The organism is Telluria sp. ZB4P34 (assembly GCF_059686055.1).
Genome location: NZ_JCASIF010000008.1, coordinates 20,215 through 33,052 on the forward strand (window position 1 = coordinate 20,215; position 12,838 = coordinate 33,052).

Annotated in this window: 11 protein-coding genes; 4 read left to right on the plus strand and 7 right to left on the minus strand. The window is 66.1% G+C overall.

Annotation, left to right across the window (positions count from 1 at the left end; translation table 11 throughout):
* Positions 1 to 200: 200 nt before the first annotated feature.
* The 5 genes from AC56KL_RS14415 to AC56KL_RS14435 all read right to left on the minus strand — a co-directional run bounded on the left by AC56KL_RS14415 (position 201) and on the right by AC56KL_RS14435 (position 7,514).
* Positions 201 to 1,700 carry an efflux transporter outer membrane subunit gene (locus tag AC56KL_RS14415; protein WP_497180848.1) on the minus strand — a complete coding sequence of 500 codons (1,500 nt, stop codon included), beginning with the start codon at positions 1,698 to 1,700 and terminating at the stop codon, positions 201 to 203.
* Position 1,701: 1 nt separating this feature from the next.
* Complete coding sequence (locus AC56KL_RS14420; protein ID WP_497180849.1) at positions 1,702 to 4,890, minus strand: efflux RND transporter permease subunit; 3,189 nt, start codon at positions 4,888 to 4,890, stop codon at positions 1,702 to 1,704.
* Positions 4,891 to 4,894: 4 nt separating this feature from the next.
* Entirely contained in the window at positions 4,895 to 6,076 is a 1,182-nt protein-coding gene (locus AC56KL_RS14425) for an efflux RND transporter periplasmic adaptor subunit (protein WP_497180850.1), read from the minus strand.
* A gap of 371 nt (positions 6,077 to 6,447) precedes the next feature.
* Positions 6,448 to 7,302: an alpha/beta hydrolase gene (locus tag AC56KL_RS14430; protein ID WP_497180851.1), complete on the minus strand. Its 855-nt coding sequence runs from the start codon at positions 7,300 to 7,302 to the stop codon at positions 6,448 to 6,450.
* On the minus strand, positions 7,299 to 7,514 hold the full coding sequence (locus tag AC56KL_RS14435) for a hypothetical protein (protein ID WP_497180852.1): 216 nt from the start codon (positions 7,512 to 7,514) through the stop codon (positions 7,299 to 7,301). Before AC56KL_RS14435 ends, AC56KL_RS14430 begins: the two co-directional genes overlap by 4 nt.
* A 140-nt stretch (positions 7,515 to 7,654) precedes the next feature.
* Here AC56KL_RS14435 and AC56KL_RS14440 point away from each other — a divergent pair, with 140 nt between their 5' ends.
* From AC56KL_RS14440 to AC56KL_RS14455, 4 genes are all read left to right on the plus strand, one after another.
* The gene (locus tag AC56KL_RS14440) at positions 7,655 to 8,605 is read left to right on the plus strand and encodes a LysR family transcriptional regulator (protein WP_497180853.1); all 951 of its coding nucleotides are present in this window, start codon (positions 7,655 to 7,657) and stop codon (positions 8,603 to 8,605) included.
* Positions 8,606 to 8,640: 35 nt separating this feature from the next.
* On the plus strand, positions 8,641 to 9,087 hold the full coding sequence (locus AC56KL_RS14445; RefSeq protein WP_497180854.1) for an Mpo1 family 2-hydroxy fatty acid dioxygenase: 447 nt from the start codon (positions 8,641 to 8,643) through the stop codon (positions 9,085 to 9,087).
* Between the two features lie 147 nt (positions 9,088 to 9,234).
* Positions 9,235 to 10,173, plus strand: a complete 939-nt coding sequence (locus AC56KL_RS14450) for a DMT family transporter (RefSeq protein WP_497180855.1) — start codon at positions 9,235 to 9,237, stop codon at positions 10,171 to 10,173.
* The gene (locus AC56KL_RS14455) at positions 10,170 to 10,658 is read left to right on the plus strand and encodes a GNAT family N-acetyltransferase (protein ID WP_497180856.1); all 489 of its coding nucleotides are present in this window, start codon (positions 10,170 to 10,172) and stop codon (positions 10,656 to 10,658) included. The genes AC56KL_RS14450 and AC56KL_RS14455 overlap by 4 nt, the downstream gene beginning before the upstream one ends.
* A gap of 346 nt (positions 10,659 to 11,004) precedes the next feature.
* Here the strand turns inward: AC56KL_RS14455 and hutI are convergent, their stop codons facing one another.
* Positions 11,005 to 12,240, minus strand: a complete 1,236-nt coding sequence (gene hutI / locus AC56KL_RS14460; RefSeq protein WP_497180857.1) for an imidazolonepropionase — start codon at positions 12,238 to 12,240, stop codon at positions 11,005 to 11,007.
* Positions 12,233 to 12,838: a HutD/Ves family protein gene (locus AC56KL_RS14465; protein WP_497180858.1), complete on the minus strand. Its 606-nt coding sequence runs from the start codon at positions 12,836 to 12,838 to the stop codon at positions 12,233 to 12,235. The genes hutI and AC56KL_RS14465 overlap by 8 nt, the downstream gene beginning before the upstream one ends.

Consider the following 12,838-nt stretch of genomic DNA (forward strand, 5'->3'; position numbering starts at 1 on the left):
CTAGTAGTTTAGCTACCAAATTTCCTATTAGTCCATACATACATGGAATTGACGGAGGAATTCTCTGCCTTAAGAATTTCCATGTCAAATGAATCTTGAAGGTTTTATGTAGTTTTGCTACCAAAATAAAAAAACGGCGGGCACGTACGCACCCGCCGCAAAGGGCAAAACACCTGGAGAGACAGGAACTACAGGTTCGACTACTTCATTGCAACGGTATTGCCATCGACACGGGCACTATCCCAGCCGCCGCCCAGCGCGCGGATCAGGGCCACCGTCGTCACCGCACGGTTGCCGCGCAGCTGCACCGCCGTGCGTTCGACGGCGGCCAGGTTGCGCTGCGCGTCCAGCAGCTCGATATAGCTGGAGCGCCCGGCGTCGTACAGCTTCTGGGCCAGGTTGGCCGAACGGCGCGCCGCTACCAGCGCCGCGTCGATCTGCTCGGCCTGGCCGCTCAGGATGCGCAAGCCGGCCAGGTTGTCCTCGACCTCGGCGAAGGCGACGAGCACGCTCTGGCGGTAGGCGCCCACCGATTCTTCCAGCACCGCTTCGCTGCGTTCGACGTTGGCGCGGTTGCGGCCGCCGTCGATCAGCGGCATCGAGGTCAGCAAGCCCAGCACCCAGGAACGGCTGCTCCACTTGAACACCTCCGACATGGCGCCGCCGACGCCCCCGCCGGCCGCGCTGATGGTGAGCGCCGGGAACATCGCGCTGCGCGCCACGCCGATGCGGGCGTTCGAGGCTTCCATCGCGCGCTGGGCGGCGACAATGTCGGGCCGGCGCTCCAGCAGCCTGGAAGGCAGGCCAGCCGGAATGCCCGGGAGCGCGGTCGCGTCCAGCAGCGGGCTTTTGCCGGCCACATAGTTCGAGGCCGGCTTGCCCAGCAGGACCGCCAGCGCATGCTCGGTGGTCGCGCGCTGGCGCTGCAGGCCGATCGCCTCGGCGCGCGCCGTCGCCAGCTCGGTACGCGCCCGCGACAGGTCGAACTCGCCGATGTCGCCCAGGTCGAAGCGGCGCTGCGTCACTTTTACCGATTCCTCGCGCAGGCGCACGGTCTGCGCCACCGTGTCCAGCTCTGCGTCGAGCGCGCGCAGGCGGAAGTAGGTCTGGGCCACGTCGGCCTGCAGGGCCAGCAGCACCGAGCGGAAGTTCGCCTCGGAAGCCGCGGCATCGCCCTGCGCCGCCGACACGCCGGCCGCCACCCGGCCGAACAGGTCGACCTCGTAGCTGGCGGTGAGGTTTGCCGTGTAGCTCGTCACCGGCTGGGTCGGCGTACCCTGCGGCAGGCCGGCCTCCAATGCCGACGGCCGGGCGCGCTGGGCGCCGATGCCGGCGCCGACCTGCGGCGCCCGGTCTGCCGCCGCGATCCCTGCGATCGCCCTGGCCTGCTTGACGCGGCTGGCGGCCACCGCCAGGTTGGCGTTATTGGCGCCGGCCTCTTCGATCAAGGCAGTCAGCGCCGGATCCTGGAAGGCCAGCCACCACTGGCCGCGCGGCTGCTGTTCGGCCGGCTGCGCCGGTTTCCAGCGGCTGCCTTCGATGCCGGCCACTTCGGCGGCCGGCGCCTGCGTGCTACGGAACGCCATCGGCGTTTCCACGGCCGGCTGTGTGAACTCCGGGGTGGCGCAGGCGGTCAGCAGCAGTGCCGCCATCAATGTGGACAATGCGGGGGCCACGCCCCTGGCAATCATGCTGTTCATCTCAATGCACTCCTTCCAGGTCCAGGACCGGGGATTTGGCTGGCGCTGCCGGCGCCTTTTTCTCGAAACGCTTGCCCAGCGTACGCAGCAACACATAGAACAACGGCGTCAGGAACAGGCCGAAGAAGGTCACGCCCAGCATGCCGGCGAACACGGCGACGCCCATCGCATGGCGCATCTCGGCGCCCGCGCCGCTCGAGAACACCAGCGGCACCACACCCATGATGAAGGCGATCGAGGTCATCAGGATCGGACGCAAACGCAGGCGCGAGGCTTCCAGCGCGGCTTCGAACACGCTGCGGCCGTGGTCTTCCAGTTCTCTAGCGAATTCCACGATCAGGATCGCATTCTTCGAGGCCAGGCCCACCAGCACGAACAGGGCGATCTGGGTAAAGATGTTGTTGTCGCCGCCGGCGAGCTTCACGCCCAGCAGCGCGCACAGGATCGACATCGGCACGATCAGGATCACGGCCAGCGGCAGGGTCCAGCTTTCGTATTGCGCGGCCAGCACCAGGAATACCAGCAGCACGCACAGCGGGAACACGTAGATCATGGTGTTACCGGCCAAAATCTCCTGGTAGGTCAGCTCGGTCCATTCATAGGCGATCCCCTTCGGCAGGGTTTCCTTGGCCAGCTGCTCCATGATGGCCTGGGCCTGGCCCGAGGACACGCCGGGAGCCGGGCCGCCGTTGATGTCGGCCGCCACGTAGTTGTTGTAGCGCTGGACGCGGTCCGGGCCGTAGCTGTCCTTGATCTGCATGAGCGAGGACAGCGGGATCATCTCGCCCTTGTCGTTGCGCACCTTCAGCTGGGCGATCTGCTCCGGCTGCGAGCGGAACTGGGCGTCGGCCTGTACCCGCACCTGGTAGGTGCGGCCGAACTGGTTGAAGTCGTTCACGTACAGCGAGCCCAGGTTCACCTGCAGAGTCTGGTAGATGGTCGACAGCGGCACGCCCAATTGCTTGGCCTTGACGCGGTCGACGTCCGCGAACAGCTGCGGCACGTTGATCTGGAAACTCGAGAACACACCCGCCAGCTGTGGCGTACCCCAGGCCTTGGCCTGCAGCGCCTGCGTGGCTTTATACAGCTCGTCGTAGCCGAGGTTGCCGCGGTCTTCCAGCATCAGCTTGAAGCCGCCGGTGGTGCCCAGGCCATTCACCGGCGGCGGCGACAGCACCATCACGAAGGCGTCTTCCACCGCGCCCATGCGCTTGTTGATCTCGGCGGCGATGGCGTCGGCCGACATCTCCTTGCCCTTGCGCTCGCTAGTGGGCTTGAGGCCGACGAACACGATGCCCGCGTTCGGCGCATTGGTGAAGCCGTTGATCGACAGGCCCGGGAAGGCGATCGAGGATTCCACGCCCGGGATTTCCTTGGCGATGGTCGACATCTTGCGGATCACTTCATCGGTGCGATCGAGCGAGGCGGCGTCCGGCAGCTGGGCGAAGCCGATCAGGTAACCCTTGTCCTGGGCCGGCACGAAGCCCGGCGGCACCACCTTGAACATGAAGACCGCGGCAACGGCCAGGGCCAGGTACACGCCCATTGTTGCGACCTTGCGGCGCAGGACGGTCTTCACGCCGCCTTCGTAGCTGTGCGAGGCACGGCCGAAGAAGCGGTTGAAGGCGGCGAAGAAGCGGCCGAACACCTTGTCCATGGCGCGGGTCAGGCGGTCCTTCGGGGCGTCGTGGGCTTTCAGCAGCGCGGCCGACATGGCTGGCGCCAGGGTCAGCGAGACGAAGGCCGAGATCACGGTCGAGATCGCGATGGTGAGCGCGAACTGGCGGTAGAACTGGCCGGTGAGGCCCGCCACGAAGGCGATCGGCACGAACACGGCGCACAGCACCAGGGCGATGGCGATGATCGGGCCCGACACTTCCTTCATGGCCTGGATGGTCGCGTCATGGGGCGACAAACCGTTGCCGATGTTGCGCTCGACGTTTTCCACCACCACGATGGCGTCGTCGACCACGATACCGATCGCCAGCACCAGCCCGAACAGGGACAGGGTGTTGATCGAGAAGCCGAACATCAGCATGACGGCAAACGTACCGACCACCGACACCGGCACGGCCAGCAGCGGGATGATCGACGCGCGCCAGGTCTGCAGGAACACGATCACGACCAGGGCGACCAGCACCACGGCTTCCAGCAGCGTCTTGATCACCGAATCGATCGACTCGCGCACGAACTGCGTCGGGTCATACACGACGCTGTACTCGACGCCTTCCGGGAAGTCTTTCGACAGCTCTTCCATCTTGGCGCGCACGTCGCTTGATAACTGCAGGGCGTTCGCATTGGGTGCTTCGAAGATCGGGATCGCGACGGCCGACTTGTTGTTCAGCAGCGAGCGCAGCGCATACGAGCTGGAACCCATCTCGAGGCGCGCCACGTCCTTCAGGCGCGTGACGGCGCCGTCCTCATTGGCCTTGACGACGATCTCGCCGAATTCCTCGACGTTTGATAAGCGGCCCTGGGTATTGACGGTCAACTGGAACTGCGCGTCCCTGGTCGGGCCCTGGCCGACCACGCCGGCCGCGACCTGCACGTTCTGTTCGCGGATGCTGGCCACCACGTCGCCGGCAGTGAGGCCGCGCGCCGCCACCTTCTGCGGATCGAGCCAGACGCGCATGGCGTAATCGCCGGAGCCGAACAGCTGGACCTCGCCCATGCCTTCCAGGCGCGCCAGCTGGTCCTTGATGTTCAGCACCGCGTAGTTGCGCAGGTACAGGTCGTCATAGCGGCCGTCCGGCGAATTCAGGTGGACCACCATGGTCAGGTTCGGTGAGCTTTTCACCGTGGTGACGCCGATCTGGCGCACCTCCTCGGGCAGGCGCGGCAGCGCGCGCTGCACCCGGTTCTGCACCTGGCTCTCGGCACGGTCGATATCGGTGCCGATCGCGAAGGTCAGGGTCAGGGCCAGGGCGCCATCCGAGGTGTTCTGCGAGCTCATGTAGAGCATGTCCTCGATGCCGTTGATCTGCTCTTCCAGCGGCGCGGCCACGGTTTCGGCGATCACCTTCGGGTTCGCGCCCGGATACTGGGCGCGAACCACCACCGACGGCGGCACCACTTCGGGATACTCGGACACCGGCAGCTGGAAGATCGAGATCAGGCCGCCGACGAAGACGATCACCGACAGCACGACCGCGAAGATCGGCTTGTCGACGAAGAAGCGGGAGAAGTTCATGGTCTTATTCCTTGGCAGTGTTCAGCGCCAGTTTCGCGCCATCCTTGGCCGCGATCGCGGCGTCCATCGGCACGATCTGCGGCGCCACTGGCGCGCCGGGGCGCACGCGCTGCAGGCCGTTGACGACGATCTTCTCGCCGGGCTTCAGGCCGGAACGCACCACGCGCATGCCGTCGACCACGGGACCCAGGGTGACCGGACGGTATTCGGCCTTGCTGTCGCTGCCCACCACCACCACGAACTTGCGGCTCTGGTCGGTGCCCACGGCGCGCTCATTGATCACGACCGTGTTCTCGGCCACGCCGCTGCTCACCTGCACGCGGGCGAACAGGCCGGGCGCCAGCAGGCGGTCCGGGTTGGCCAGGGTGGCGCGCATGCGCACGCTGCCGGTGTTGGCGTCGAGCTGGTTGTCGACGAATTCGAGCTTGCCTTCGTGCGGGAAGCCCTCTTCATTGGTGAGGCCGACCTTGACCACGCCAGGCGCGCCACGCTGGGCGCGGGTGCCGACGCGCAGGTAGGTCTGTTCGTCGCCGTCGAAGCTGGCGTAGATGCGGTCCAGCGACACCACCGAGGTCAGCACGGCGCTGGCGTCCACCAGGTTGCCGAGAGTGATCTCGGCTTTCGAGACGCGGCCGTTGATCGGCGACGTGATGCGGGTGTAGGCCAGGTTCAGGCGCGCGGACTCATGCTGGGCCTGGGCTGCGCGGGCGCTGGCGTCGAGTTCCTTCTGCGCCGCCGCCTTTTCGTCGAATTCGCGCTGGGCGATCGCCTTGTCCGCCAGCAGGCGCTCGGCGCGCTGCAGTTCCAGGCGCGCCAGGTCGGCCCTGGCGCGGGCCGCACTGGCGGCGGCGCCGGCGCGGTCGGCCTCGGCCTGGTAAGGACGCGGGTCGATCACGAACAGCACGTCGCCCTTCTTCACTTCGGCGCCCGGCCTGAAGTTCACGGCCGTGATGTAGCCGCTGACGCGCGGCCGTATCTCGACGGTTTCCACCGCTTCCAGGCGGCCCGAGAATTCCTGGGTTTCCAGCACCGGCTTTTCGATGACGATCGCGGCCGAGACCGGCGGTGCGGCAGGCGCCGCCGCCACTGCTTCATCCTTGCTGTTGGCGTCGGCGCATCCGTTCAGGACCGCCCCGGCCAGGCCCGCGGCTGCAAGCAGCCCCACGAGTGTTTTGACTGTGCCCATTCGTCGTTGTTGGTTCATGATCAACCTTTCTTATTCATGCTGATAAATGCGGAGACAAAAAGATCCCTATCGCTCCCGGCACGGTGTCCGGAAGCGGGCAAAAAGGGGGCCTGTCCACGTCCGCAGGCGTGGATGGCTTATTCGTTACGGGGTGCGGGCCGCCTCAGGACGGCCGGGGCGCGGGCGTCAACAGCGCTGGCGGACGCCGGTGTCGGCAGGTGCTGCTTGCATGGCTCACCTCTTTCGTAAGTCGGTCCCTCACGTCGCCAGGGCGACGATTTTTTGGGAAAAACGGGGCCTCCCTCGTGCGCACGGCACGTGGCCCCTGGAAGGCAGTGATGTTAAGGCTGGTGCTGGCTGAGCTTGATCCCTTAGCGATCCAATCCCGCAAGAAAGGTCGTGATCGCGCCCAGCGCATGCGCTTCACATGCGCACTCGTTGCGTCCTCCTGGCTCCACCAGGGGAGCGGGCGGCATGCGCCGCACCGTGGTGCGCACGCCGGCATTGATCAGTTTGGCGCCGTATTGTTCGGCCTCGTCGCACAATGGGTCGTCTTCGGCCGACAGGATCAGGGCCGGCGGCAAATTCTTCAGTCTCGTCGAACGCAGCGGCGAGGCGTACGGATGCGCGCGGTCGGCGGCATGCGGGAGGTAGCCCCGGTAGCCTTCCGCGCAGGTGCTGGTGAGCTTTTCGCGGTCCGGGCACGCGTTCATCTGGCGCATCGAGCAGGTCGACAGGCCCGGGTCGAGCATCGGCATGATCAGGATCTGGCCGGCCAGCTTCGGTGCGGCGCGGTCGCGCGCCATCAGGGCGCACACCGCGGCCAGGTTGGCGCCCGCTTCGATCCCCATCACCACCAGCTTCTTGCCGGACCAGCCGAGCTTCGCCTTGTTCTTCGTCGTCCACAGCAGCACCGCGTGCGCATCCTCCACCGCGGCCGGGAAGGGACTGGTCGTGGCCAGCGTGTAGTTCGATGCCAGCACGGCGCGCTCCTCGCTGCACTGGGCCAGGCGGCGCAGGATCTGGTCGGCTTCCTCGAGGTCGCCCGAGACGAAACCGCCGCCGTGAAAGAACACGATCAGGGTATCGCGCTTCGTGCTGACGCCCGCCGTGTACAGGCGCGCCCCCAGCGGCCCCTGGGCGCCGCCGACGTCGAGCGCGCGCACGTCCACCTCACCCGCGGCTTCCTCGGCCGCGACGCCCATCCGCTCGAGCACCGCGCTCATTGGCCTGCCCCCTGCGATGCGGCAGCCAGGCGGTCGGCCTGCGATGCGGGGCATTCCTCGCAACCCATTTCGACCTGCATCGAGAGCGCCTTCAGGCCGCGCGCTTCCGCGCCGGCCGCCTTCGAATAGGCGTCGGTCCCCAGCAGGCCTGCCAGCGCCACCCCGCTCAGGGCCACTGCTACCGTGGTGAAGATTCCGTCCCGCATGCTCATGGCCCGCTCCCGATGTGTTTACAATTTGTTGCGATGCACACACTATAGTCTTCAACTAGAATTGGATAAAGATGTCAACAACGAATTGATTGTTCAAAATGCCGAACAATGAACCAAAACACGAATAGGAGGACGCGTCGATGAACAAGCTCCAGGCCATGGAAGTCTTTATCCAGGTGGTCGATTGCGGCAGCTTCACCAAGGCAGCCGAGATGCTGAACCTGCCCAAGGCAACCGTCTCCACCCTGGTCCAGACGCTGGAATCGACGCTGTCGGTCAAGCTGCTGCACCGCACGACGCGCCAGGTGATGATCACTTCGGACGGCGCGGCCTATTACGAGCGCTGCGTGCAGATCCTGTCGGACGTGCGCGACGCCGAGGAATCGCTGTCGCGCCACCGCCTGAGTCCGAGCGGGCGCCTGCGGGTGGATACGCCCACCGGCCTGGCCTCGGAAATCCTGATCCCCGCCCTGCCCGCCTTCTTCGAACGCTACCCCGACATCACCATGGAGCTGGGCAGCACCGACCGCCCGGTCGACCTGGTTGAAGAAGGCGTGGACTGCGCCGTGCGCGGCGGCGATCTCGGAGACCCGAACCTGATCGCGCGCCGCATCGGCGTGATCAACTTCGTCACCGCCGCCTCACCCGCCTATATCGAGCGCTTCGGGATGCCGCAGCATCCGCGCGACCTGGACCGCCACCGCTGCGTCAACTACTTCTCGGCCAAGACCGGCAAGATCTCGAAGTGGGACTTCTCGCGCGAGGGCGAGCGCATCGAGGTGGCGCTGCCGGGGGCGATCGCGCTGAACGACTCGAACGCCTACGTGCAGGCGGGACTGGCGGGACTGGGGGTCATCATGATGACGGACTACCTGCTGGCGCAGCACATCGCATCCGGGCGCATGCTGGCGGTGCTGCCCGAATGGCGCAGCGACCCGCTGCCGGTGCACGTGGTCTATCCGCAGAACCGCCACCTGTCGGCCAAGGTACGCGTGTTCGTCGAATGGATTTCCGAACTGTTCGCGGCGCATCCGAACCTGCGCCTCCAGGCGCCGCGCCCAAGCGTCCGGCAGGAGCTGGAGACGGTGTAGAATCGGGCGCAACAAGAGCGCACACGGAGACAGGCATGAACCACAGCTCGCACCCACGCAACATCGACATCCTGCTGGCGCGCTACGCCGACAGCCACCGCAACCACACGAACGAGATCATCCACTTCGTGTGCATTCCCCTGATCGTCCTGAGCCTGCTGGGCATCCTGTGGGCGATCCACCCGGTGGTGGCAATCGCCACGACGCTGGCCTCGCTCTACTACTACCTGCGGCTGTCGCGCAGCTTCGCCATCGGCATGGGCCTGATGAGCGCCGTGATGCTGGGCCTGCTGTCGCTGCTGCCGGAGGGAACGGTGCTGCCGGTGTCGATCGCCATCTTCGTGGTGGCCTGGATCGGCCAGTTCGTCGGCCACAAGATCGAAGGCAAGAAGCCCTCGTTCTTCGAGGACCTGCGCTTCCTGCTGATCGGGCCGCTGTTCGTGCTGTCCTTCCTGTACCGCCGCATGAACCTCGCGTATTAACGTAGGGTGGTCGGCTTTGCCGACCGCGCGTTCAAACCATGCAAGAGCAGCCAGTTCGGCACTTCATCGGATAACGATCACCGCGTGGGCGGAAAATCCGCCCACGCTACCACTGCAATAAAACGGCGGAGCACGTATACTCGCACGATGCCCTCCTCCGTCCTCTTCACCGTCGCCTCCCTGATCTGGGGCTCGACCTTCTACGCCATCACCCTGCAACTGGGCGAAGCGCCGCCCGCCGTGTCGGTCGCCTACCGCTTCTTCCTGGCCGCGGCCACCCTGTTCCTCATCTGCCTGGCGCGGCGCGACAGCCTGCGCCTGCCGCTGCGTACGCACGGCTGGATGGCGCTGCAGGGCGTGCTCACCTTCTGCATCTCCTACCTCTGCACCTATCAATCCGAGCAGTACGTGGTCTCGGGCCTGGTAGCGGTAGTGTTCGCGCTGATGGTGTTCTGGACGCCGCTGCTGAGCAGCCTGTTTTTCGGGACCGCCATCAACCGCCGCACCATCGCTTGCGGCGTGGTCGCCATCGCCGGCGTCGCCCTGCTGTTCTGGCATTCGATCGGCACCGCCTGGCGCGATTACCAGGCGGGCGGCAGCCCGGCCTTCATCGCCGGCGTGATCCTGGCGCTGGCCGCGACCATCGCCAGTTCGGCCGGCAGCATCGTGGTCAGCAAGGTTAAGGATCAATGCGCCAACCTGCCGCTCACCATGGCCTGGTCGATGCTGTGGGGCGCCTGCCTCGTCACCGTGTGGTCGCTGGCGCATGGCGACAGCTTCGTGCTGCCAGACAGCCCGACCTACTGGGCCGGCCTGGTCTACCTGTCGATCTTCGGCTCGGTGATCGCCTTCTTCGGCTACTTCACCCTCATCGGACGCATCGGCGCGCAGAAGACCGTGTACATCGGCGTCATCACGCCGGTGCTGTCGGTGCTGCTGTCGATCAAGCTCGAAGGCTACCGTCCCGGCCCGGTCGAATTCGCCGGCATGATCCTGTGCCTGGCCAGCGTGGCCTGGGCCCTGCGTGCGCCCGCGGACAAGAAGGCAGCAAGCGCAACCCTGAACAACCCACTCGAAACCCCATGACCACCTTCTCCATCCGTCCCGCCCATACTTCCGACGTCGCCCACATCCACGCCATGATCCTGGAGCTGGCCGTGTTCGAGAAACTCGAACACCTGGTGGTGGCCACCGAAGCCCTGCTGCACGAAGGCCTGTTCGGCGCACGTCCATCCTGCGAAGCCATCATCGGCGAGGAAGACGGCGAAGTGGTCTGCTTCGCGCTGTTCTTCCATAACTTCTCGACCTTCCTGACCAAGAAGGGCCTGTATCTCGAAGACCTGTACGTGCGCCAGTCGCACCGCGGCAAGGGCTATGGCACCCGGATGCTGACCCGCCTCGCGCAGATCGCCGTGGAACGGGAATGCGGCCGCTTCGAATGGTCGGTACTCGACTGGAACGCGCCGGCCATCGGCTTCTACCAGCAGATGGGCGCGGACATCCTGCCCGACTGGCGCATCTGCCGCCTTACCGGCGATACCCTCACCGCGCTGGCCGAACGCCGCGCCTGAGCGCAGGCAGCGGCCAATAGGACGGCGGCAAGAAAAAACCCACGGGGCCTTGAGGCGCCGTGGGCGAACCCATTTTCGTCAAATGGGGAGGGGAGATGGTGAATCAACGCTCTTACTATAGGTGCGGATTCTTAATGATCAATTAAGCTTTACATCTGCTTACCCTTGTTACGGGATTGTTGATGTTGCCCTTGAAGTGATCATTCCCCAGTTGGTATTTGATGGTTTGACGTGAGTCAAGGGGACGAGATTCAGACGCAGCGTGCTTGTGCACGCGTAAGAAGTCGGGGCTACTGCCGTCTGCACGAACTTGGGCGCCGGCCTATCCGGTGCGACGATGACGATCTTACTGGACGGCGATGTGTGCGGGCCGGAGCACGCCGCCATTCACCACGACGCGGCAGGGATTCGAGCCCATCGCATAGGCCAGGTCGGCCGGCCGGGCAATGTCCCATAGGGCCAGGTCGGCCCGCTTTCCCGTTTCCAGCGTGCCAATGTCATCCTGCAGGCCGAGTGCACGCGCGGCGTGGCGGGTTGCGCCGCGCAGCGCTTCCTGCGGCGTCAGGCGCCACAGGGTACAGGCCATGCTCATGGCCAGCAGCAGCGATGTCATGGGCGACGTGCCGGGATTGCAGTCGGTGGCCACCGCCATCGGCACCCCGGCCGCGCGCAAGGCCGCCACCGGCGGCTGTACCGTCTCGCGCAGGAAGTAGTAGGCGCCCGGCAGCAGCACGGCTACCGTGCCGGCTTGCGCCATCGCCGCGATGCCGGCCTCGCTCAGGTATTCGAGGTGGTCGGCCGACAGGCCCTGGTGGCGCGCCACCAGTTCGGCCCCGCCCTGATCCGACAGCTGCTCGGCATGCAGCTTGACCGGCAGGCCGAGCCCGCGCGCGGCCAGGAACACGCGTTCGGTCTGCGCGCTGGTGAAGCCGATCCGTTCGCAGAAGGCGTCCACCGCGTCGACCAGCCCCTCGGCGGCCAGCTGCGGCAGCATGCGTTCGCACAGCTCGGTCACATAGTCGTCGGGCCGTCCCGCGAATTCGGGCGGCAGCGCATGGGCGCCGAGGAAGGTGGTGGCGACCCGCACCGGCAGGCGCTGCCCCACCTGGCGCGCAGCGCGCAGCATGTTCGCCTCGGCGTCCAGCGCCAGCCCGTAGCCGGACTTGATCTCGAGCGTGGTGACGCCTTCGGAGAGCAGCCTGGCCACGCGCGGCAGGCTTTGGTCCAGCAGCGTCTCCACGCTCGCCTCGCGCGTGGCGCGCACCGTCGACATGATGCCGCCACCCTGGCGCGCGATGTCCTCGTAGGTGGCGCCGTTCAGGCGCGCTTCCCACTCGTTGCTGCGGTTGCCCGCATGGACGACGTGGGTGTGGCAGTCGACCAGGCCAGGCGTCATCCACGCCCCGCCGCAGTCGTGCTCCGCACGCGCCGGCGGCGCAGCGCGGCGCGCGCCGAGCCAGGCGATGCGGCCATCCTTCACGGCCAGGGCCGCGTCGCGCAGTTCTCCATACCCTTCGCCGTCGCCGTCCGCCATCGTCGCCAGGTGCACGTTGGTGAACAGGAGGTCCGCGGCGTCACTCATAGTGTTCTTCGTCTTCCTCGTCCTCGTGGTACCAGACGTCCACGATGTAGATCATGCCCTGCCCCGCGTCGAGCTTCCATGTCGAGCCGGGCTCCAGCAGCACCGCGTCGTAGCGCACCATGCCGATGCGTTCCTGTTCGCTGCGCAGTTCGAGGGCGTCGCCCTCGGCCAGGAACAGCACGGTCACCTCCGCGCGCGCGACAAAGGTCGAGTCGCCCGACAGGCGGCGGCGCCCGAAGGTGTGGTAGCAGCGCTCGCTGCGCGTCATGACGTTGAAGTCGGTGCTCGGGCCGCGGCTGAGCTTGGCGGTCACGTTCGACGCGCCATCGAAGGCCACCACCGGCTCGAGCTCGGTCACCAGCTGCGGTTCGCCGTCGATTTCCAGGGTCATGCCATGGCCCCCGACCAGCACCAGCGTACGGTCGACACCGGGAAACAGCGAGAACGCACCATCTTTCTCGATGGTGGCCAGGCTCACGCGCCAGTCGAAATCCTCGAAACCGGCTTCCTGCGGACCGATGGCGATTTCGATGGTGCTGCCGCCGCCGTTTTTCCACGGCACCGGCGCCAGTCCTGCGAAGGGAATCAGTACGGTCAT